We start from the raw sequence: 20,850 nt of genomic DNA on the forward strand, positions 1-20,850 counted from the left end.
CTCACTTCATCCCGCTCATCTGGTGGACTGGCATCATGTTGCTGTTGAGGTGATTCATCACCCACAGCGAGCCGGACAGCGCGATCACGACCATGACGATGGTGAAGATCATCGCCATCATGCTCCAGCCGTCCTCGGCCTTGGTGTTCATGTGCAGGAAGTAGATCATGTGCACGACGATCTGGACCACCGCGAAGGCCATGATCACGAGCGCCGTGATGTTCTTGTTTGGGATCGCCCCGCCCATGACGAGCCAGAACGGAATCGCGGTCAGCACCACCGAGAGCACGAAGCCCAACAGATAGGTCGAGAGCGAGCCGTGCGCATGCGCATCGTGATGATGATCGGCCGCGTGGGCGGCGTGAGTGTCGGTGCTCATCGCAGAACTCCCAGGAGATAGACGAAGGTGAAAACGCCGATCCAGACCACGTCGAGGAAGTGCCAGAACATCGACAGGCACATCAGCCGGCGGCGGTTGGCCTCGATCAGGCCGAAGCGCCAGACTTGCGTCATCAGGGTCACCAGCCAGATCAGGCCGCAGCTGACATGCAGGCCGTGGGTGCCGACCAGGGTGAAGAACGACGACAGGAAGGCGCTGCGCTGCGGGGTTGCGCCCTCATGGATCATGTGGGCGAACTCGGAGAGCTCGATGCCGATGAAGGCGAGGCCGAACAGGCCGGTGATCGCGAGCCAGGCCTGCGTCGCGCCGACCCGGTTCTGCTGCATCGTCAGCATCGCAAAACCGTAAGTGATCGACGACAGCAGCAGCATCGAGGTGTTGACCGCGACCAGCGACAGGTCGAACAGATCCTTCGGCGCGGGGCCGGCGGCGTAGTTGCCGCCAAGTACGCCGAAGGCCGCAAACAGGATCGCAAAGATGAGACAGTCGCTCATCAGATAGATCCAGAAGCCGAGCGAGGTGCTGTATCCTTCCGGATGCGGGTGTTCGTCGGCGAGGTAGAACAGCGGCTCGCCAGACTGGTCGGGTTTGACAGCGATCGTCATTTACTTGGCTCCGGCGAGCAGTTGGGTGCGCGCTTCCTCGGTCCGGACGACCTCATCGGCCAGGATGTCGAAATCGCGGTGATAGTTGAAGGTGTGGCCGATCGCGACGACGAGCAGCGCGATGAAGCTGACGGCAGCAAGCCACCAGATGTACCAGATCAGACCGAACGCCATCGCCGTCGACAGACCGGCGAGGATGATGCCGGTGCCGGTGTTGCTCGGCATATGGATCGGCTTGAAGCCGGCGAGCGGACGCTTGTAGCCGCGGCGCTTCATGTCCCACCACGCGTCGTTGTCGTGAACGACGGGGGTGAAGGCGAAGTTGTAGTCCGGCGGCGGCGAGGAGGTCGCCCATTCCAGCGTGCGCGCGTCCCAGGGATCGCCAGTGACGTCCTTCAGCGCTTCGCGCCGGAGGATGCTGACGGCGAACTGCATGAGCATGCAGAGGATGCCGAGGAAGACGAGGCCAGCGCCGATCGCAGCGATGACGAACCAGATCTGCAGCGACGGATCGTCGAACACGCGCAGGCGGCGGGTTACGCCCATCAGGCCGAGCACGTAGAGCGGCATGAAGGCGAGGTAGAAGCCGGTGACCCAGAACCAGAACGACAGCTTGCCCCAGAACGGATCGAGCTTGAAGCCGAACGCCTTCGGGAACCAGTAGCCGATGCCGGCGAACACGCCGAACACAACGCCGCCGATGATCACGTTGTGGAAGTGGGCGATCAGGAACAGGCTGTTGTGCAGCACGAAGTCGGCTGGCGGGACAGCGAGCAGCACGCCGGTCATGCCGCCGATCACGAAGGTCAGCATGAAGGCGATCGTCCACATCATCGGCAGTTCGAAGCGGATGCGGCCGCGATACATCGTGAACAGCCAGTTGAACATCTTCGCGCCCGTCGGGATCGAGATGATCATCGTGGTGATGCCGAAGAAGGAGTTGACGCTGGCGCCCGATCCCATCGTGAAGAAGTGGTGCAGCCAGACCAGGTACGACAGGATGGTGATGACGACAGTGGCGTAAACCATCGAGGTGTAGCCGAACAGCCGCTTGCCCGAGAAGGTCGATGTCACCTCGGAGAAGATACCGAACGCCGGCAGAACCAGGATGTAGACCTCGGGGTGACCCCAGATCCAGATCAGGTTCACATACATCATCGGGCTGCCGCCGAAGTCGCTGGTGAAGAAGTTGGTGCCGACGTAGCGGTCGAGCGAGAGCAGCGCGAGCACGACGGTAAGGACCGGGAAGGAGGCGACGATCAGCACGTTGGTGCAGAGCGAGGTCCAGGTGAAGACGGGCATCTTCATCATGCCCATGCCCGGCGCGCGCAGCTTGACGATGGTGCAGATCAGGTTGATGCCCGATAAGGTCGTGCCGACGCCGGCGACCTGCAGCGCCCAAATGTAATAGTCGACGCCGACATCAGGACTGTAGCCGATGTTCGACAGCGGCGGGTAAGCGAGCCAGCCGGTGCGGGCGAATTCGCCGATGAACAGCGACATCATCACCAGCACCGCGCCGCCGACCGTCATCCAGAAGCTGAAATTGTTCAGGAACGGGAACGACACGTCGCGGGCGCCGATCTGGAGCGGCACGACGTAGTTCATCAGGCCCGTGACGAACGGCATCGCCACGAAGAAGATCATGATCACGCCGTGGGCGGTGAAGACCTGGTCGTAGTGATGGGCGTTGAGATACCCGTCCGAGCCGCCGAAGGCAATTGCCTGCTGGAGGCGCATCATGAGGGCGTCGGCAAAGCCGCGCAGCAGCATGACGATGCCGAGGATCATGTACATGATGCCGATGCGCTTGTGGTCGACGGTGGTGAACCACTCGCGCCACAGATAGCCCCACAGGCGGAAATAGGTCAGGCCGGCGAGCAGCGTGAGGCCGCCGAGCGCGACCACGCCGAAAGTGCCGACGACGATCGGCTCGTGCAGCGGCAGCGATTCGAGACTGAGCCGCCCGAAGACGAGCTTGATGAGATCAGGATTGGTAGACATGCGTGCCTCAGGAGTCTGATTTCGGACGCTGGCCGAGGAAGAAGGACGTTGACTTGAGCGGCGTGAAGGTCGGCCGCTTCAACCCGGCGCCGAGCAGCGGCGTGGTGTCGGCGGGGGCCTTGACCGCGGCACTCGTCTGTCCCTGCGGTGCGTCAGGCGTGCAGGTGCTGGCCACGAAGCTCGGCTCGGGTCCGAGCGCGGTGCCGCGGCGGGCGTACTTGTCGTAGGTGAGCGGCAGGGTGTTGTTCAGCCCTTCATGGCCGGCGCCGCCCTTGGCGTCGATTGCCATCATCTCGCTCATGCACATCTTGCCGGGCTCGACGCACATGTTGAGGATGAGGCGGTAGAGATCGGCATCGACGCTGGCGTAGCGGCGCACCGGCTCGTTCTGGCTGGGCTTCTCGAGTTGCAGATATTCGCTGCGGCCGAGCGATCCGCCGGTGGCTTTGGCCTTCGCGATCCACTCGCCAAAGCCCTTGTCGTCGAGGCCGTGGAAGGCGAAGTGCATGCCTGAGAAGCCGGCGCCGGAGTAGTTCGCCGAAAAGCCCTTGTAGGTGCCGGGGTGGTTGACCACCGCGTGCAGCTTGGTCTCCATGCCCGGCATCGCATAGATCTGGCCAGCGAGCGCGGGGATGTAGAACGAGTTCATCACCGTCGAAGCGGTGATGCGGAAGTCGATCGGGCGATCGACGGGAGCGGCGAGCTCGTTGACGGTCGCGATCCCATAGTCGCGATAGATGAAGAGCCACTTCCAGTCGAGGGCGACGACATCGACCTCGAGTGGCACCGTCGCCTCATCGACCCGCTGATTGGCGGCGATGCGGTCGAGCGAGCGGTAGGGATCGAGCAGATGCGTGCCCATCCAGGTCAGCGCGCCCAGGCAGATGATGATCAGCAGCGGCGCCGACCAGATCACGAGCTCGAGCTTGGTCGAGTGGTCCCATTCCGGCTCGTAGCGGGCTGACTTGTTGGACTGGCGGTAGCGCCAGGCGAACAGCGCCGTCAGCGCCATCACGGGCACGACGATCAGCAGCATGAGCACGGTGGAGATAATGACGAGGTCGCGCTGTTGCGCTGCGATATCACCGGCCGGCGCAAGCACGATGAAGTTGCAGCCGCTCAGAGCGACCGCCAAAGGTAGTAGCGCCAGGATCCGTAGACGGGACACAGGTAGGCCTTTTGGTTGGAAATTTGGTAGTCCAGCCAAGGCGTAGCTGCGGCGCACCAATTGGGACATTGGACAATTTGTCCAATGTTGCAGTGCGGGAGGTTGCGCCAGAGAGGGGCAGGCTGCCCTGCGACCGCCGGGTGGTCGGCTTTGGTTTTAAGGACGTTAAGAGCGCAGGAATGGCGACCGCACAGACCCCCGTAGTGGCAGGCATCCACCCCGGCGAGCATGGTCACGACCATGCCAATCCCGGCGAGATCGCCATCGGCGTCATCATCGGGCGCACGTCGGAGTTCTTCGACTTCTTCGTCTATGCGATCGCCTCGGTGATCGTATTTCCGCGCCTGGTCTTTCCGTTCGCCACCGAACTGACCGGCACGCTTTACTCCTTCGCCATCTTCGCGCTTGCCTTTATGACGCGGCCGCTCGGCACCGTCATCTTCATGACGATCGACCGCGAATACGGCAAGACCGCAAAGCTGGTCGCCGCGCTGTTCCTACTGGGCACCGCGACCGTGGCGATCGCGTTCCTGCCCGGCTACAGCGACATCGGCGCGGCCGCGATCTGGCTTCTGGCGCTCGCGCGAGCCGCCCAAGGTCTCGCCTGGGGCGGCGCGTGGGACGGGCTTGCCTCGCTGCTCGCGCTCAACGCGCCGCCGAACAAGCGCGGCTGGTACGCGATGGTGCCGCAGCTCGGCGCACCGCTCGGGCTGATCGTGGCGAGCGCGCTATTTGCGTATTTTGCCGGCAATCTCTCGGCCGACGATTTCTTCGACTGGGGCTGGCGCTATCCGTTCTTCGTCGCCTTCGCCATCAACGTCGTGGCGCTGTTCGCGCGCCTGCGCATGGTCGCGACGGAGGAATATGCCGCGCTGTTCGAGACCCGTGACCTGCAGCCCTCGCGCATCTCCGACACCGTCGCGCGCGAAGGCCACAACATCATGCTTGGCGCCTTCGCGCCGCTCGCGAGCTTCGCGCTGTTCCACATGGTCACGGTGTTTCCGCTGTCCTGGGTGTTTCTGTTCACCCATGAAAGCCCGGTAAGGTTCCTGATGATCGAGATCGTCGGCGCCGCCTTCGGTGTCGCGGCGATCGTGGCCTCAGGCATTATCGCCGACCGCGTCGGCCGCAAGTCGCTGCTGATGGGCTCGGCGATCGCGATCGCGGTCTATAGCGGCTTTGCCCCGCAGCTGCTCGATGCCGGCGCGTTCGGCGAGACCATCTACATGGTGCTCGGTTTCATCCTGCTCGGGCTGTCCTTCGGCCAGTCCTCCGGCGCGATCGCCTCCAACTTCAAGCAGATGTACCGCTACACGGCCTCGGCGCTCACCTCCGACATGGCCTGGCTGTTCGGCGCCGGTTTTGCGCCACTCGCCGCGCTGCTGCTCGCCACCAATCTCGGCGTCATTGCCTCGGGTGCCTATCTGCTCTCGGGCGCATTGTGGACGCTGATGGCGCTCTGGCTGAGCGGCCAGCGCGAACGCGGCGATATGGATGCGGGTAACTAGCTAGGTACGTTGGCGGGCCCGCCAACTCGCGTGCGTAGTGCGTAGGGTGGGCAAAGGCGCTCTTGCGCCGTGCCCACCATCTATCCATGATCTGCGACAGAAGTGGTGGGCACGCTTCGCTTTGCCCACCCTACAACTCAATCCACCACGATTTTCACGCGGTCGCGCACTTTCACCTGCGCGTGGGCGTCGAGGCCGTTGAGCACGCGGAAGCGCTCGGCCGGGTGATCGACGCCGGCCATGCGGTGGGCGAGCGATTCCACGGTGTCGCCGGGCTGCACGGTGATCACCTTGATGCGCAGGGGGCGCGCGGCCTGGATCTCCTCGAGCGTCAGGCGGCGGAATGAGTTCACCGTCTCGCGCGCGTTGCGCTCGCTCTCTGTAGTCTTCTGCCGGCTCGCGAAGATGAAGCGGTAGACGTCGCTGCCGAAGCGCAGCGCGTAGACCTTGAACTGCCACTGATCGCCCTTGGCGGTCACGGCCGACGCCGGGAAGCCATTGATGGTGATGTCCTCGGTCGAGGATTTGTCGACGCCTTCCATCCAGCCGGAATTGAGATAGTCGCCGAGCGTCTGTTCGGCCGGCACCCGCACGACGTCGAAGCGCATCGCCTGCGAGCCGCCCTCGCGCACGCCGATCACCGCCTGCGCGGTGTTGTCGAGCGTGAAGTTGTCGGGCGCCTGGAAGGTGAAGCCGAGCTTGGGATGCAGGAAGCGGCGACCGCGGACAAAGCCTTCGCTGGGGTCCTCGCCATAGACGATGTTGTCGATCGCGCCGAGATAGGTCTCGCGGTCGCGCTCGGCGCCCTCCGGCGCTGCATATTGCCGCGCGATCGTCTGCGCGTTCTGCACGCGCTCGGGGGTAGCCGGATGCGAGGAGGTGAAGTCCTGCGCGCGCGGATCGAGCGCGTTCTTGCCGGCCTTCAGCTCGGCATTGCGCTCCATCGCGGAGAGGAAACGTGCGGCGCCATAGGGATCGAAATGCGCCCGCGCGGAGATGCCGACGCCGATGCCGTCGGCCTCGATCTCCTGGTTGCGCGAAAAGCTCGCCATGGTGAGCTTGGTCTTGGCGAGCGCGAGCGCGGTGAGCTCGGGATCGTTGCTCATGTCGGTGACGACGCGGGTGACGATCGCAGCCTGGCGCGCCTGGTCCTCGCGCATCGCGGCGTGCTTGGATAGTACATGCGCCATCTCGTGGCTGAGCACGGATGACAATTCGGAGGTATCGCTGGCGAGCGCGAGCAGGCCGCGCGTGACATAGAGCTGGCCGTTCGGCAGCGCGAAGGCATTCACCGCGCCGGAATTCAGGATCGTGACCTTGTAGCCCTGGTCGGGTCGATCGGAGGCCGCGACCAGCCGCTCGACCGTCTTGGTGACAAGCTGCTCGAGCCGGGGATCGTCATAGGCGCCGCCATAGCTGGTAAGGATGCGCTCGTGTTCCTTCTCCGTGGCCGGCGTCTGCGCGACCGCGGGCTTCGGCTTGGGTGGCGCGACGGCCGGCGGGGCTGCGGTCTGGAACCGACCCATGTCGCCGCAGCCCGAGAGCAGCGTCCCGAGGCCGAAAGATAGACCGAGGCAAAGCGCAACTGGCGCAGCCCGAAGGCGGCGGCTCACCTCTGTTCCGCGTCCCAAAACCCCATCCACGTCGCTTAACCCGTGCCTGGCCTTAAGGCCTTTCCGCGGCTAGTTCGCGCCCAGCAACTCGATCTGTCCCACCCGGAGCGCGTCAATCCGCGGCCCCACATTCCCCTCGACCCAACCCCGGACACGAATCTTCCGATTCTCCAGGGACTTGAGAGCGATCCCGGCGCTCTCGAAGGCCGGAACCATGCGCCTTGAAATAGTCACAGCGAAGCCGCGTGTCCAGTTCCGGCCGAAGTTGAGGTAAGTCGTTGCCCCAGCTTGCCGGACGGACAGGACTTTACCCTCGACCACTACGAAGCGCCCGATCCCGGCCAAAATATCGTCCGGACTTTCCGCGTTTTTTATGGCCAACGGGTCAGCCCAGCTGCCCTTTTTTCCGCGCCGCGCCTCGGCTTCCGCCGCCATGAGGGCGGCTGCGCACTCCTTGTCCGCGATCTCGGCGGAGACAATTGCATCACCTTGGGACAGCAAGAGGGCCTGCACCGAGGCATCGCTCTCGCTGAGGAAAACCAGCGCGGGCTGGCGGCCGTAGCGGTCCGGCGTGTCGTCAGCGCCGCGCAGGCGAACGTCGCGGCCGCCGAGCATTGCGGCCAGCGCCTGCTTCGTCGTCGCAGTCGGCTCGATGCCGGAGAGGCGCACCTCACGGCCGTCGTCGAGACGCAAGCTCCGCGCATCGACGATTGTCGTGACGCGGCCTTCGCCTTGGGACTCGAACTGGCAACCGGTCGCACTTGCGGCGCCGTGCGACACGACGAGAAGTGAGACGACAGCAAGGAAGATGAGTGATTGGTTCACGCGGCCCGGCGAGGTTGTTGTGCGCTGTACTCTTAACTCAAACGTGGTTCCCATCGAAGGGGCTTTGGCCGGATTAGCGACGGGGCTGCCACATCCTCCGTCATTGCGAGTGCCGCGAAGCAATCCAGAGTCTTTCCGCGGCGGGATTCTGGATGTTTCGCTGCGTTCGCAATGACGATGTGGAGGCAAATGCGGCTCAGGCGCCATTCCGCTTTGCGGAAAACAATCACGCGATTCTGCACGGCCGAACCGCGCTTGCTGCCCCCTTTCGCATGCGGCATGATCGCGGCAATACCAACAGCAATAAGCAAGCCGCCATCAGAGCACGGCGCGATAAGGGAGGTTTTCCATGAACAGGATATTGTCCGGCATTTTTGTTGCCGCGCTGGTTGCGAGCGCGGCGCAGGCTCAGGACAAGCCGCCGCTCAAGCTCGGCGGTATTCTCGACATGTCGAGCCTCTACGCCGACATCACCGGTCCGGGCAGCGAGACGGCGGCCAAGATGGCGGCGGAGGATTTTGGCGGCGAGGTGCTGGGCCGCAAGATCGAGATCCTCGCGGCCGATCATCTCAACAAGGCCGACCTTGCCGCCAACATCGCCCGCGACATGATCGATAATCAGGGCGTCGAGATGATCTACGACGTCGCGGCCTCCGCGACCGCGCTCGCCGCCGGAGAGATCGCGAAAGCGCGCAACAAGATCGTCATATTCAACGGCCCGGGCTCGATCCGGCTGACCAACGAGGCCTGCGGCCCCTATACCGTACACTACGTCTTCGACACCTTTGCGCAGGCTAACACGACCGGCCTTGCCGCGGTGAAGTCCGGTCTCGACACCTGGTTCTTCCTCACCGCCGACTACGCCTTCGGCCAGGACCTCGAGAAGGACACCAGCAATGTCGTGGTGAAGACCGGCGGCAAGGTCTTGGGCAATGTCCGCCATCCGCTCAACACCTCGGACTTTTCGTCCTTCCTGCTCCAGGCACAGGCCTCCAAGGCCAAAGTGATCGGACTTGCCAACGCCGGCGGCGATACCGTCAACGCCATCAAGCAGTCGGCCGAGTTTGGCATCATGAAGGGCGGCCAGAAGATCTCGCCGCTGCTCGCCTTCGTCACCGACATCGACTCGATCGGTCTGGAGACCGCGCAGGGCCTGTTGCTGGCGGAAGCCTTCTACTGGGACGCGAACGACGAAACGCGCGCCTTCGCAAAGCGCTTCATGGAGCGCGTGAAGCGGCCGCCGACCTCGGCGCAGGCCGGCGTCTATTCTTCCGTCACGCATTATCTGAAAGCCGTGAAGGCGGCCGGCACCACCGATGCCGCCGCCGTCATGAAGGTGATGAAGGAGACGCCGATCAACGACTTCTTCGCGCATAATGGCAATATCCGCGAGGACGGCCGCATGGTGCACGACATGTACCTGTTCGAGGTCAAGAAGCCGTCGGAGTCCAAGGGACGCTGGGACGACTACAAGCTGCTCGCCACCGTGCCCGGCAAAGAGGCGTTCCAGTCGCTGGAACAGTCGCGCTGCCCGCTGGTGAAGAAGTGACGGCGTGAGCCTTCGTGGCGAAGGGCGAGCCCAATAACCGGCCGTCATCCCGGGGCGCGACAAAGTCGCGAGCCCGGGATCCATCGGACCGAAGAGATCGCTGAAGAATGGATTCCGGGCTCGCGCCAAGTGGCGCGCCCCGGAATGATGATGTGAAAGAGTGGCACCACAGAAAGAGGCAAGACACCCATGAGCAACGACATGGTCCTGCAAAAGCTCGAAGGCGGGCTGCTCACCATCACCATGAACCGCCCCGAGCGCAAGAATGCGCTGAACCCCGACATGGTGCGTGGGCTGGTCGAGGCGGCGCGCCGCGCTGCCGATGATCCCGAGGTCCGCGCGGTGTTGTTCAAGGGCGCCGGTGGCAGCTTCTGCGTCGGCGGCGACGTCAAGTCGATGGCCGAGGGACGCGCGCCGCTGCCGTTCGAGACCAAGCTCGCGAACCTGCGCCGTGGCATGGAGGTGTCGCGCATCCTGCACCAGATACCCAAACCCGTGGTGGCGCAGCTCGACGGCGCGGCCGCCGGCGCCGGCCTCTCAATGGCGCTGTCCTGCGACCTGCGCATCGCCTCCGAGTCCTGCAAGATCACGACGGCGTTTGCCAAGGTCGGCTTCTCCGGCGATTACGGCGGCACCTATTTCCTCACCCAGCTCATCGGCAGCGCGCGGGCACGCGAGCTTTATCTGATGTCGCCGGTGCTGAGCGCGAAGGAGGCGCAGGCGATCGGAATGGTAACGAAAGTGGTGCCTGATGCCGAGATCGATGCCGCCGCGCACGAGCTTGCGCTGTCGCTGGCGCAGGGGCCGTCGATCGCGCTCGGCTACATCAAGCGCAACATCAACAATGCCGAGCACCTGCCGCTGGAAGATTGTTTTGACGGCGAAGCCATTCATCACACCCGCTGCGGCGACACCGAGGACCACAGGGAAGCCGCAAAGGCTTTTGTCGAGAAGCGGAAACCCACCTTCAAGGGCGCCTGACCATGGCCGGCTATATGCGCTTGCGGCAGATCTGCCTGGTCGCGCCGCAGCTCGAGCCCTTGATCTCCGATATCGCAGGCATCATGGGCCTTTCCGTCTGCTATCGCGACGGCAATGTCGCGAAATATGGGCTGGAGAACGCGCTGTTGCCGGTGGATACGATCCTGCTGGAGGTGGTGGCGCCGCTTAGGGACGGCACCGCGGCGGGTCGCTTCATCGCCAAGACCGGCGGCCGCGGCGGCTACATGGCGATCTTCTGCTGCGACGATCCGGACGCGCGCGCCCGCAATGCGAACGCAATGGGCGTGCGCACCGCGAACACGATTGACCACCCGCCCTACCACGGTGTGCAGCTCCATCCGCGCGACTGCCGCGCCGCCTTCATCGAGTTCAATCACACCAAGGGCAGCGACGACATCTTGGGCACCTATCCGCCGGCGGGGCCGAACTGGCAAGAATTCATCCGCAAGGACGTGACGCAGGCGCTGACGGCGGTCGAGATACAGAGCCCGGATCCGCAAGGCCTGGCCGAGCATTGGGGCAAGCTGATCGGCGTCGAGTCGGACAAGGCGGATAGCGGCGAGACTGAGCTGAAGCTGCCCAACGCCAGCTTCCGCTTCGTCAAGGGCGGAGCTGAGATCATGAGCGCGCTGGAGTTCCGCGTGGCGGATGTAGCGAGCGTGATTCATGCGGCAAGGGAGAAGGGGCTCGCGGTGGCGGGGAATGAGTTTTTGCTGGGCGGCGTGACGTTTCGACTCGCTGCGTGAGCTCTTGCATCCGCTTATTTCAAACTGTCATCCCCGCGCAACGGCGAAGCCGTTGTCGTTGGGGGTGCGAGTCGCGCGGCGCAGCGCGCCGTGCGGCGAGCCTCGAAGGATGAACGGCAGGGATGCAGCCGGGCCGTCGCCCTTCGAGGCCTCCGCTACGCTCCGGCGCCTCAGGGTGACGGATTGTTATGAGAACAAGGAACCCGCCACATGCCGCATCCGCTCGACAGCTTCTTCGCGCCGGCAAGCATCGCGCTAATCGGCGCCTCGCGCGATCATGAGAAGATCCCGGGGCGGCTGCTGTCGATGCTGCGTAGGAACGAGTATCACGGCAAGATCTATCCGGTGAACCCGAACTACACCGGGATCGACGGGCTTCCCTGCCACAAGTCGATCGCGGACATCGGCGCGCCGATCGATCTTGCCGTCATCATCATCCCGGCGCGTGCGGTGCTGCCGGCGCTCGAGCAATGCGCCGCCGCCGGGGTGAAGAATGCCGTCATCATCTCGTCCGGTTTTGCCGAGGAGGGCGGCGACAGCACCGCGATGCAGGAGGCAATCGCCGATCTGGCACGGCGCACGGGCATGCGCATCTCCGGCCCGAATGCCGAAGGCTTTCTCAGCCATGTGCAGCGCGTAGCGGCGACCTTCAGCCCGGCGGTCGACGTCAAGCCGGGCCAGGCGCCGCTGGTTGCGACCGCGCGGCGGATCGGCATCGTCGCGCAGAGTGGCGGCATCGGCTTTGCCTATTATAACCGTGCGAAGGCGCTCGGGGTTGCCGTGAGCTACGTCGTCTCTACCGGCAACGAGTCCGATCTCGGCGCCGGCGAGTTTCTGGACTACCTGGTGCAGGACGCCTCGACCGACGTGATCCTGCTGTTCATCGAGGGCATCCGGGACGTCGAGAAATTCCTGGTGGCCGCCCAGCGAGCCGCCGAAATCAAGAAGCCAGTCATCGTCACCAAGGTTGGTCGCTCCGGTGCCGGCGAACGCGCGGCCGCTTCGCACACTGCCAGCATGGCCGGCTGGTCAGCAGCTTATGACGCAGTGTTCGCAAAGTACGGCTTCATCGTCTCCAACGATCTCGACGAGGCGCTGACGATCGCCGCGGTGTTTGCCGGCAACCCGCTGCCGAAAGGTGATCGCGTTGCTGTCGTCACCGTGTCCGGCGGCGCGGGCATCTGGGGCACGGATGCGGTGGCGCTCAGGGGCTTGCAGGTCCCGGAGCTCTCCAGGTCCATTCAGGCGGAGATCAGGGCATTGATGCCGTCATACGGCACGGCGCGCAACCCGATCGATGTCACCGCCCAGGGCGTAACCTCGGGCGGCCTGCAACGAAGCGTCGATCTGCTCACCGCATCCAACGAGGTCGATGCGATCCTCGTCATGCTGTCGCTGTCGAGCGAGGTGCGGATGCCCTTCAAGGAGGAGGAGCTGAAGCCGGTGCTGGCGGCACAGAAAAAGTCGGTCGTGTTCTATTCCTACACGCTGCCGTCTGATTTTGCGCGGCGAGAGCTCGCCAAGTCGGGCGTCGTGGTGCTGTCGGGCCTCGCCCATGTCGGCGTTGCGCTGCGGCAGCTTGTTGACTTCGCGACGTTTGACCTGCCCAAGCCTGCGGAAGAGTTGCGGCGACCGGCGCACGATCTCTCGGCATTTTTGCAATCGCCGGTCCTGTCCGAGGCCGACAGCAAGGCCTTGCTCCGTGCGGCCGGCATCGCGCTGCCGGAGGAGGTGCTGGTTGCGGAGAAGAGCGGACTTGACGACGCGATCGCGCGTGTCGGCTTTCCGCTGGTGATGAAGATCCAGTCACCCGACATCCCGCACAAGAGCGAGGTCGGCGGCGTGCGGGTGAACGTCACCACCAAGGGCGAGGTGTTCCTGGCGTTCGAGCAGCTCCTGAACAATGCGCGCAGGCATCGGCCGGATGCCGCGGTTCAGGGCGTGTTGCTCGCACCCATGACGAAGAAGGGCGTCGAGATCATCGTTGGCACGATGACGGACAAGACGTTCGGCCCGATGGTGATGGTGGGGCTTGGCGGCATTACGACCGAGTTGTTCCGCGACGTTGTCTACCGCCCGGCGCCGGTGAGCGCGGCGGAGGCCGGCGCGATGCTGGCCGCGTTGAAAGCGGCGCCGCTGCTGAACGGATTCCGCGGTGCAGCCAAGGCGGATGTCGCGGCACTGGCGCAGTTCATCGCTGACATTTCCGTGCTTGCGGCACGGCATGCTGGGGAGATTGCGGAGATCGAGCTCAACCCGGTTCTGGTGCATCCGGAGGGACAGGGCGTGACGATTGTGGACGCGCTGGTGGTGGGGCGAAGGTGAAGCCACTCACTTGCGCAAGAGGGTAAAGCAGGTTGTGGCAAATGCGATGCGAATTGCTGTGCCCTCTCCCCTTGTGGGAGAGGGCAGCTCCGCCGTCCCGCAATGTCAGTCGGGTGAGGGGTTCTTTCCGCGTACAACTCTGTTGCAGCGAATGCGCGGATAGAACCCCTCATCCGGCGCTTCGCGCCACCTTCTCCCGCAAGGGGACGAGGCTTCGGATTTTTCCTGAAGTTAAGTGAGGTTGATCAATTACTTACGCGTTTTGCCCAACGGCGTCGGCTTGCGGGGTACAACGTGGGTCCAACTCGTCCGCCGGGTGAGTAATCCCCCACAATGTTTGTGGAATCTTAGTCGCCTATAAAATCGCGATCGGCAGCGGTCAGCCGTGCTTGCCGCCGCTTTTCCCGGAGATGGAAGGCCCAAATCGAGAGTCGATGACTAAGGTAGAACGCCATGGCCGTTGCCAAAATGAGTGCTACCAACACTGCGAATGCGACAGGCCGAGAATTCGCGATGTGCGACCGGATGAATGGGGTCAATGTCGCTTCGTATTTGTTTAGCAGAGCCGCTGCCACCCCGAACGAAGCACCAAGGGCTGTCAATTGCCCGATCAATAGGCTTCTTTTGAATGACTCGAGGCGTGTCTCTGGCGCGATTGCCCGTCGAATGCGAAATGCAGACACGACGTAACTCAGCGAGTGCAAGAGCTGCGCCGTGGGGCTGCGCAGATCTTCAATCACCGCAAGCCATTCGCTCTCGATGGCCGCGCGCTCCTCTGCTGGTAGTCGGGCAGCCGCAACCTTTACAAGCCAACGGCAGACCGGCAGGTGCCGAACGCCAATCTCGACGCCGAGCAAGCGGACGAAGAGACTGATGAGGATCGTCGCGAGAATCCCGACAAGCGTCATGCCCATGCAAGACCTCCCTTGGGCACGGCGGTCGGAAGGTTTTGCCGATAAGCCGCTTGGCCTGCGGCAGTGAGCCTGTAGTACCGCCGCTTAGGGCGGCCAAGCTCGACTGGCTCGTCATCTTCCCAACGGTCCTTCAGCCAACCAGCTGACTTGAACCTGATCAGAATAGGGTAGAGCGTCCCTGACAGGATGGCCGTTCGCTCGGCGATGTCAGCGCCGGAAAGCTCGCGGTTTCCTGCATCTACGAATGCGTGCAGCACTTTCAGTCCCTTTGCGCTAACGCGCGGTTGCTTACTCGTTACCATCGCCTCACATCTCCCCTATGTAGATTTGCTACATAGCAGTCCCTGTTGATTCGCAAAAGCCTCGAATCACCGTGAGCGCGTGAGATGATTGGACACCCGGGCGCCTTCTCGGCGCAACGCACTACGTAGGCGCCGGGTGAGTTACGAACAGGCGCTTGCCTGTTATTTATGCGAATCTATACCCGTACTCGCTAATTTCCAGCAAATGTCGCCCCACCGCAACATCCGGGCATTACCGGGGATGTGTCCATCCGGCAGCGCAGCATCGCGCAACCTCCTTTGATTGCTTGGCGCGCGTCGAGCCGGACTGCACCGGGAATTCTGCTCGTGTGATCACCGCCGGACGGATATTCTCGGCCAGAACATTATCGCGCCAGCCGCCGCAGCCCCGCTATCGTCGCGACGTGCGGCGCATGCTCCGCCATCGTCGCCGGGTCGCCCGGATCTTTGAGCACGGCACCGCAAACACACCTGATCTTGCCCGGACCGTTCGCCTTCGCCGCCGATTCGATCGCGTCGAGGATCGCGTTCAGCGTGCGCCTGCGCTCCGTCTGCAGCCGCGCGAGGTCGCGCTCCAGCCACAGCTCGAACAGCTCCAGCCACTGCTCACGCGACAAATGCGGCATGTGCGCTTGCTGGATTTCACGAAACACGAGCTGCAGGTCGTGGCGCCGCACGTGCGCGCCGCTCTCGCGCATCGCATCGGCAGCCTGATCCATCTCGGCGATCAATGAAGCGTGTCCAGTCATGGTGCGCATCACCTCACTTGATCCTGAGCCTCCAGCGCGGCAAGCCGCTCCTCGAGGATGCGCAGCCTGTCGGTGATCAATGCCTCCAGCTTCGCGGCGCGGGCGCGCAATTCGGCGAGGCTGTCGCTGTTGTTGTGCTCGGCCTCGGTGATCTTCTCGTTCGCCGCGCGCACGGCTTTCAGGATGTCCTGATAGATCGCCGGATCAAAATCGCCATGCATCGCTTGACCTCACCTGATCCTGAGCAGCCGCGCCGCGTTCGGGCACAGGATGCCGCCGCCGACGCGGGTGTCGAAGCGAAACAGGACGCACCACCCGGCCGAATAGGGATCGGCCAGCATGGTGACGCCGCTCCTGCGCACCAAGAGATAGGCCGCATTCCAGTTGCCATAGGCGATCGGCGTTGCGCCCGGTGCGATGTCGGGCATGAAGTTGTTGATGTCGATCGGCACGCCCATGAAGTTGAAGCCGGGCACGCTCTGGAATGTCGGGTTGAGCAGCGGACGGCCGTCGGTCGACGACATCGACAGCAACATGCTGAATGTTTTTTGGTTCATCCAGAACCGTGCGCCACCCTGCCACTGCATCGGGACCTGGGCCATCAGCATCACGAGATCTTGCCAAGTGAAGGTCCCCGCTGGCGTGTTCTCGCTGGTCTCGCAGACCGGGATGCCGCTGTTCGGATGCAGGATGCCTTGCGGCATGCCGATGCCAGTGCCGGTCATGATCGAAGCCGACAGCCGATCGCGAAACGCGGTGGCGACCTTGCCGAGCACCCACGCTTCGATGTTGAACGAGCTATCGGCGAGCAAATCGCTCGGCGCGCAGACGACATAGCGCAATGATTCCGGCTTGATCTCGATCTCCCCAAGCCCGGAAAAATCCGGATTGGGATTGTTGGCCCAGCAACTCGCCTCGCAGGCGAAGCCCGCGACATCGAGCACCACGTTGTCGAGCGGCAGCTTGAGGCTCGGTCCCGAGATCGCCTGCGAGCCGACCAGCGCGGTGACATCGGTCTGCGTGACCAAACAGCTGAGCACGCGGCCGGAAAGTTCGGGCGGCAGGATGAACGAATTGGAGGCGCCGAACGCAAAACTCGACAGGCTCTTGCGCTCCTGCGCATCGAGCAGGTTCGGATCGCGGCGGCGGAAGAGATTCCTGATTGCCTTTCTGGCCAGCGTCGCCTGATTGATCTCGTCGTGGCTGGGCACATAGTCGACGACGACATCGCCCTCGATCTTCGGCGTCAGCAATTCGCGCCGCAGCAGGCAATACTCGATCGCGCTCTTGCGCTGGTCGATGTTGTCGTTGTCGGCGGCATGACCGGGACGACCAGCGCGAACAAACAAATTATCGATAGAACTTTCCAGCGCGGCCAGTCGCGCCTGCGTGGCGGCATCGCCACGGTCAAAGGCCTCCTGCAGCTCGCGCAGGATGCCCGCCTCGGCAGCATTGAGCATTGTCGCTCACTCCAGTGAGGCCGCGTCTGGCATCGCGGCAATGACCTCCTGCCGCAAATCCTACTGCCGTTCTGCGCTGGAAAAGCCTGAGTCACCTCGCGCTGAAAAATTCAACGCGAGACGAGCCGGGAAGGAGGCACCCGGCTCGTCGGAGATCATCATTCACTGGAGTCGCCGCAATCGACACGGCCACGACATCATAGCACTGCTGGTTTCGTCAGCACGCCAAAATGCAGCAAGCCAATGATCGTGAGCTGCTCGACGACGCCACCGAGATCCGGTGCCCGCCGGACGTCCGAGAAAAGGTAGTGACAGCCCAGAAGACACTACCTTTATCGGTCGATCCGGAAATCAAAAGTGGCAAAGGAAAATCAAGTGGCCAATGGCCACTTGAAAACCAGCAGCCATAGTTCGAACAGCGTGAGCCGCACTCTTGGCCATCTCCACCGCGACCGCCCCGATCTCGCGGCGCGCGTCGAGCCGGTGCTTTCAAATGCGACGCATGCGTCGCTTTTTGCCGCCCCAGTCGCGAGCGCGGCGCAGCGGTGCGCTATTTCTGCGCGGACGGCGCGAGACATCGGGCAACACAAACGCGCACCAGCGGGCTTCTGTGGTCCGGCAATAACGTTGACAACAATTGCGGTGATGTAAACACCTGCTGGTTCCAAATGTCGCTCGGGACTGACATTTGGAACTTTGAAATTTCGGGTTTGCGAGCGGGAGGGCGGCTCCCGAGCCCCCTTGCCAGCACACTCACGCCCAAGCCGAGAACCGCCCCCTAGCACAACCGTCGGCTGATAACTGGCAAGTGATTGCCGGTTGAGCCGCCTTCCTCCGCAGGGGAAAGGGATCGGCGATAAGCAGCTGATCTGGCTGCAGATTGCTGGCGTGTAGGTGCGAGGGCACAAGCGGGGAGCAACCGTGCGACAGGTTGGCGGGTGCGCGATAGATGCGATACAACCTCTAGTGAATGACGTCATCAGGCTTCGGCAGCGCTGGCTGCTGCTTGCCGATCAGTTCGTCGAGCACCTCGCGCAATTGGTCCGTCGAGGTCCGCTGCTGTGGCGCAGGCGTGCTGGTGATGATGGTGAAGCCAACACCAGTGGCCGGGCTCAGTCCGCAGACCTCGTGCTTGCGCTGGGCGAGCTTGTGATAGATCGCCGCTGATGCATGGCGATGTGGCTCATCCGACAGGGCCTCGCTGTGATACTTCGCGAGCAATTGATCGAGGCGGGTGACTTCGAGCAAGATCTCGCGGCGCATCGCTTCGCCGCTCAATCTGTCGCCTGCTGCTTGGCTGACGACGTCGCGCACGGCGGCAATCGACAGCCCGAACGCCTTCGCAACGTCGCGCTCAGTCTGGCCATTAGCGACAGCGCGCACGATCGCCAGAACGTCAGCCTCGATCAGTCCGTTTGCCATCGGTGCCTCGTATCATCTGCAGTTCGAGCAGCCGGATCTCGGCGGCAATCGCCCGACGATTGTGCCTCGCCACCAAAAGACGGCGCCGCATCCGGTACAGCCGGTCGCCATACGGCCGACGATACTTCAATTTGAGACACAGGCGACACGCGATCTCATCGCACAGAAATAAATCTCCGCACGGCCGTGTGCACTTAGGGCAAGAAAACCACGGTCGACAGCAGCCCGGCAACCATTCCTGCCAGATCACCGCCACGCGCGGGCCGCCCTCGATCACCAGATCTCCGCCCTCGCACGTCAGGCGCAGGCACCCCTCCAGACCGGCCCCATGATCGATTTGCAGCGTCGTACAGGCGCCTTCCGCCAGTCCTCCGGCATGCAGCAGCTGCCAGACATTCACGCGCTTGGTGCTCTCGACAATGCGTTCCGGCATGAGAAATAAAGCTCCTCCCGTTCCATTGTCGCGCGCCTTTAGGCGCGTCTTCACCTACATCACTGACGCTTGCGTCAGGGGTGTAGGTGATGTCAGTGGTTTTCCTCTTCTCGTCGGAATTTTGTTTTTGGATAACAAGAGGAAGATCACTGACTTTACTGACACGACTGACGGATGGCCTCCAGTCGCTGACGGACAGCCTCCAGTCGCTGCTGTTCGGTGAGGTCCTTGCGGGCGTAGATCACCTGCCGCCTGCCACGGATCCGCCACAGGCCATCGTCGGCGTCGGGATTGCGCACCGGGACGAAGCCGCAGGCCTCCAGCCGGTGCGGGATACGCCGGGCGTTGCTCCTGTCCTGCAGCCACCATGAGATCTCGGTGTGGCGGCCCTCGCTTGCCGCCGCCTTGGCAATCAGTTGCCTCAGCGTGATCGTATCAAGGGCCTTGCCTGCCTTCTGCTTCGCCTCCTGCATGTCCTCGAGCAGGTCAGCCAGTTCGGCATCCTCGGTCGAGCGGTTGGCGTTGATGATCTCGAAGAACGCCTCGGTCTTCTTCGGCGGCGCCTTCGGATTGAAGCAGGTGACGTCGAGGGTTGCGAGATACTGCGCCACAGCCTCGAAGCCGCCGTGCTCGTACCAGTGCCAGAGCCTGTCCCAGTAGGTCTGGTCGAAGTCCTCCTTGGCACAGTTGCTCCACGCCACGAAATGGCGGCGGTCGTCGGGATCGAGGAAAATTCCGTCGTTCCGATGGTTGGTCGTGATCACCACGCCGCACACATTGGGGATGTAATATTCGCCGATGTACTTCTCGTTGACCTGCAGCACGTCCGGCGGCGCGGCGATGTAGATCTTGGCGTGATCATAGAAGGCGAAGCGGTCGAAGTCGCCGAGATCGCGCGCCTCGTTGATCACCAGCAGCACGGAGCGCACGAACTTGTTGTTGCGATGCATCGCCTGCTCCGCCGATATGCTCGCACAATTCCACGGCCCGACCGCACGGCGGACCGGCTCCAGCAGCGTGTCCTTGCCGATGCCCTGCTCGCCGCCGAGCATGATCGCGTGGTTGATCTTGATGTCCGGGTGCTGCACGCGATGGGCGAACCATCGCACGATGTGGCGGGCGGCAACCTTGCCGTAGAGCTTGACGATATGACGGAGCCACAGCGTCACGTTGCCCTTGGGCAGGCTTCGCGGATTGACCGGCGGGCGATAGGTGTTGAAGATGCGCGCGCCGTCCTTGTCGGCGAAGCCCGCGTTGTCGACGACCAAGTCGCGGAGCAGCATTTCGTCGCCGGGCGACCACGTCGTCTGCGTCACCGCGCGGTTCTTGTCGAGCCACACCGACGCGGCCAGGAAGATGGGGTTGCCCTCGTCATCCAGTTTGCCGCTGTCCCTTGGCTTGAGCCGCGCGTTCACGCTCTCCTTCGGCCACGGTTCGCGCGTCGGGATGAAGATGTACTTGTGACTGGGCAGGTAGGCCAGAAAATCCTCGTAACCTAGCGGCGCGGTATCATCCTCGGACCGGACGTCGGGGCTGACAGTGGTGTGCATGGTCTTCAGTCCTTCCCTTCGAAGAAGGACCGCCGCGACGTTGGGCACTTGGCGTGAACGAGCGGAGGATGCTATGGTTCAGTCGCGTGTTTGACCTACGTCCATAGCTCAATAGCGCGTCCTCTGGCCGTCGCGTCGTGCTGTCGCGGCGGCCTTCCTATGCATACGACATGTCTGTCTCTGCATCATGGTGAGGTCTGGCTCCTCGCTGCGCCACCATGGCGCGGCTTCATCTCTCAAGGGGCTATCGCTGCCCTGTCTTTGTCGTCGAGGTC

Annotated in this window: 20 protein-coding genes; 6 read left to right on the plus strand and 14 right to left on the minus strand. The window is 63.2% G+C overall.

What is annotated here, in order from left to right:
- Window position 1: 1 nt before the first annotated feature.
- Genes cyoD through cyoA form a run of 4 tightly spaced genes read right to left on the minus strand, consistent with a single transcriptional unit; the run spans window position 2 to window position 4,177 of the window.
- Window positions 2-379, minus strand: a complete 378-nt coding sequence (gene cyoD / locus NLN62_RS19785) for a cytochrome o ubiquinol oxidase subunit IV (RefSeq protein WP_027526503.1) — start codon at window positions 377-379, stop codon at window positions 2-4.
- Window positions 376-1,005, minus strand: a complete 630-nt coding sequence (cyoC, locus tag NLN62_RS19790) for a cytochrome o ubiquinol oxidase subunit III (protein ID WP_027526502.1) — start codon at window positions 1,003-1,005, stop codon at window positions 376-378. Before cyoC ends, cyoD begins: the two co-directional genes overlap by 4 nt.
- Complete coding sequence (cyoB, locus tag NLN62_RS19795) at window positions 1,006-3,009, minus strand: cytochrome o ubiquinol oxidase subunit I (RefSeq protein ID WP_254109899.1); 2,004 nt, start codon at window positions 3,007-3,009, stop codon at window positions 1,006-1,008.
- A 7-nt stretch (window positions 3,010-3,016) separates the two neighbouring features.
- A complete protein-coding gene (gene cyoA, locus NLN62_RS19800) occupies window positions 3,017-4,177 on the minus strand; it encodes a ubiquinol oxidase subunit II (protein ID WP_254109900.1) in 1,161 nt (386 codons plus the stop codon).
- Window positions 4,178-4,356: 179 nt separating this feature from the next.
- Between cyoA and NLN62_RS19805 the strand changes: the two genes are divergently transcribed.
- The gene (locus NLN62_RS19805) at window positions 4,357-5,685 is read left to right on the plus strand and encodes an MFS transporter (protein WP_254109901.1); all 1,329 of its coding nucleotides are present in this window, start codon (window positions 4,357-4,359) and stop codon (window positions 5,683-5,685) included.
- Between the two features lie 137 nt (window positions 5,686-5,822).
- On the opposite strand, the gene NLN62_RS19810 is transcribed toward NLN62_RS19805, so the two are convergent.
- Window positions 5,823-7,211, minus strand: a complete 1,389-nt coding sequence (locus tag NLN62_RS19810) for a M48 family metalloprotease (RefSeq protein WP_027526498.1) — start codon at window positions 7,209-7,211, stop codon at window positions 5,823-5,825.
- Between the two features lie 156 nt (window positions 7,212-7,367).
- Window positions 7,368-8,177, minus strand: coding sequence for a thermonuclease family protein (locus NLN62_RS19815; RefSeq protein ID WP_027526497.1), 810 nt, complete (start codon window positions 8,175-8,177; stop codon window positions 7,368-7,370).
- A 295-nt stretch (window positions 8,178-8,472) separates the two neighbouring features.
- Here NLN62_RS19815 and NLN62_RS19820 point away from each other — a divergent pair, with 295 nt between their 5' ends.
- The 4 genes from NLN62_RS19820 (at window position 8,473) to NLN62_RS19835 (ending at window position 13,745) form a co-directional block, all read left to right on the plus strand.
- On the plus strand, window positions 8,473-9,672 hold the full coding sequence (locus NLN62_RS19820; protein WP_254109902.1) for an ABC transporter substrate-binding protein: 1,200 nt from the start codon (window positions 8,473-8,475) through the stop codon (window positions 9,670-9,672).
- Between the two features lie 189 nt (window positions 9,673-9,861).
- Complete coding sequence (locus NLN62_RS19825; protein ID WP_254109903.1) at window positions 9,862-10,653, plus strand: enoyl-CoA hydratase; 792 nt, start codon at window positions 9,862-9,864, stop codon at window positions 10,651-10,653.
- A gap of 2 nt (window positions 10,654-10,655) precedes the next feature.
- Entirely contained in the window at window positions 10,656-11,420 is a 765-nt protein-coding gene (locus NLN62_RS19830) for a hypothetical protein (protein ID WP_254109904.1), read from the plus strand.
- Window positions 11,421-11,630: 210 nt separating this feature from the next.
- Window positions 11,631-13,745: an acetate--CoA ligase family protein gene (locus tag NLN62_RS19835; protein ID WP_254109905.1), complete on the plus strand. Its 2,115-nt coding sequence runs from the start codon at window positions 11,631-11,633 to the stop codon at window positions 13,743-13,745.
- Window positions 13,746-14,092: 347 nt separating this feature from the next.
- On the opposite strand, the gene NLN62_RS19840 is transcribed toward NLN62_RS19835, so the two are convergent.
- From NLN62_RS19840 to NLN62_RS19855, 5 genes are all read right to left on the minus strand, one after another.
- A complete protein-coding gene (locus NLN62_RS19840; RefSeq protein WP_254109906.1) occupies window positions 14,093-14,659 on the minus strand; it encodes a hypothetical protein in 567 nt (188 codons plus the stop codon).
- A complete protein-coding gene (locus NLN62_RS53495; protein WP_371933001.1) occupies window positions 14,650-14,961 on the minus strand; it encodes a PadR family transcriptional regulator in 312 nt (103 codons plus the stop codon). The genes NLN62_RS19840 and NLN62_RS53495 overlap by 10 nt, the downstream gene beginning before the upstream one ends.
- A gap of 365 nt (window positions 14,962-15,326) precedes the next feature.
- A complete protein-coding gene (locus NLN62_RS19845) occupies window positions 15,327-15,692 on the minus strand; it encodes a hypothetical protein (protein WP_254109907.1) in 366 nt (121 codons plus the stop codon).
- A 26-nt stretch (window positions 15,693-15,718) separates the two neighbouring features.
- Entirely contained in the window at window positions 15,719-15,931 is a 213-nt protein-coding gene (locus tag NLN62_RS19850) for a hypothetical protein (RefSeq protein WP_254109908.1), read from the minus strand.
- Window positions 15,932-15,940: 9 nt separating this feature from the next.
- Window positions 15,941-17,170, minus strand: coding sequence for a phage major capsid protein (locus NLN62_RS19855; protein WP_254109909.1), 1,230 nt, complete (start codon window positions 17,168-17,170; stop codon window positions 15,941-15,943).
- A gap of 357 nt (window positions 17,171-17,527) precedes the next feature.
- Here NLN62_RS19855 and NLN62_RS19860 point away from each other — a divergent pair, with 357 nt between their 5' ends.
- Complete coding sequence (locus NLN62_RS19860; protein WP_254109910.1) at window positions 17,528-17,821, plus strand: hypothetical protein; 294 nt, start codon at window positions 17,528-17,530, stop codon at window positions 17,819-17,821.
- A 312-nt stretch (window positions 17,822-18,133) separates the two neighbouring features.
- On the opposite strand, the gene NLN62_RS19865 is transcribed toward NLN62_RS19860, so the two are convergent.
- The 3 genes from NLN62_RS19865 to NLN62_RS19875 form a co-directional block, all read right to left on the minus strand.
- Window positions 18,134-18,592, minus strand: a complete 459-nt coding sequence (locus NLN62_RS19865) for a hypothetical protein (protein WP_254109911.1) — start codon at window positions 18,590-18,592, stop codon at window positions 18,134-18,136.
- Complete coding sequence (locus NLN62_RS19870) at window positions 18,567-19,025, minus strand: hypothetical protein (protein WP_254109912.1); 459 nt, start codon at window positions 19,023-19,025, stop codon at window positions 18,567-18,569. The genes NLN62_RS19865 and NLN62_RS19870 overlap by 26 nt, the downstream gene beginning before the upstream one ends.
- 155 nt (window positions 19,026-19,180) lie before the next feature.
- A complete protein-coding gene (locus NLN62_RS19875; protein ID WP_254109913.1) occupies window positions 19,181-20,575 on the minus strand; it encodes a primase-helicase family protein in 1,395 nt (464 codons plus the stop codon).
- Window positions 20,576-20,850: the final 275 nt, after the last annotated feature.

This window comes from Bradyrhizobium sp. CCGUVB23 (assembly GCF_024199885.1).
GTDB lineage: Bacteria > Pseudomonadota > Alphaproteobacteria > Rhizobiales > Xanthobacteraceae > Bradyrhizobium.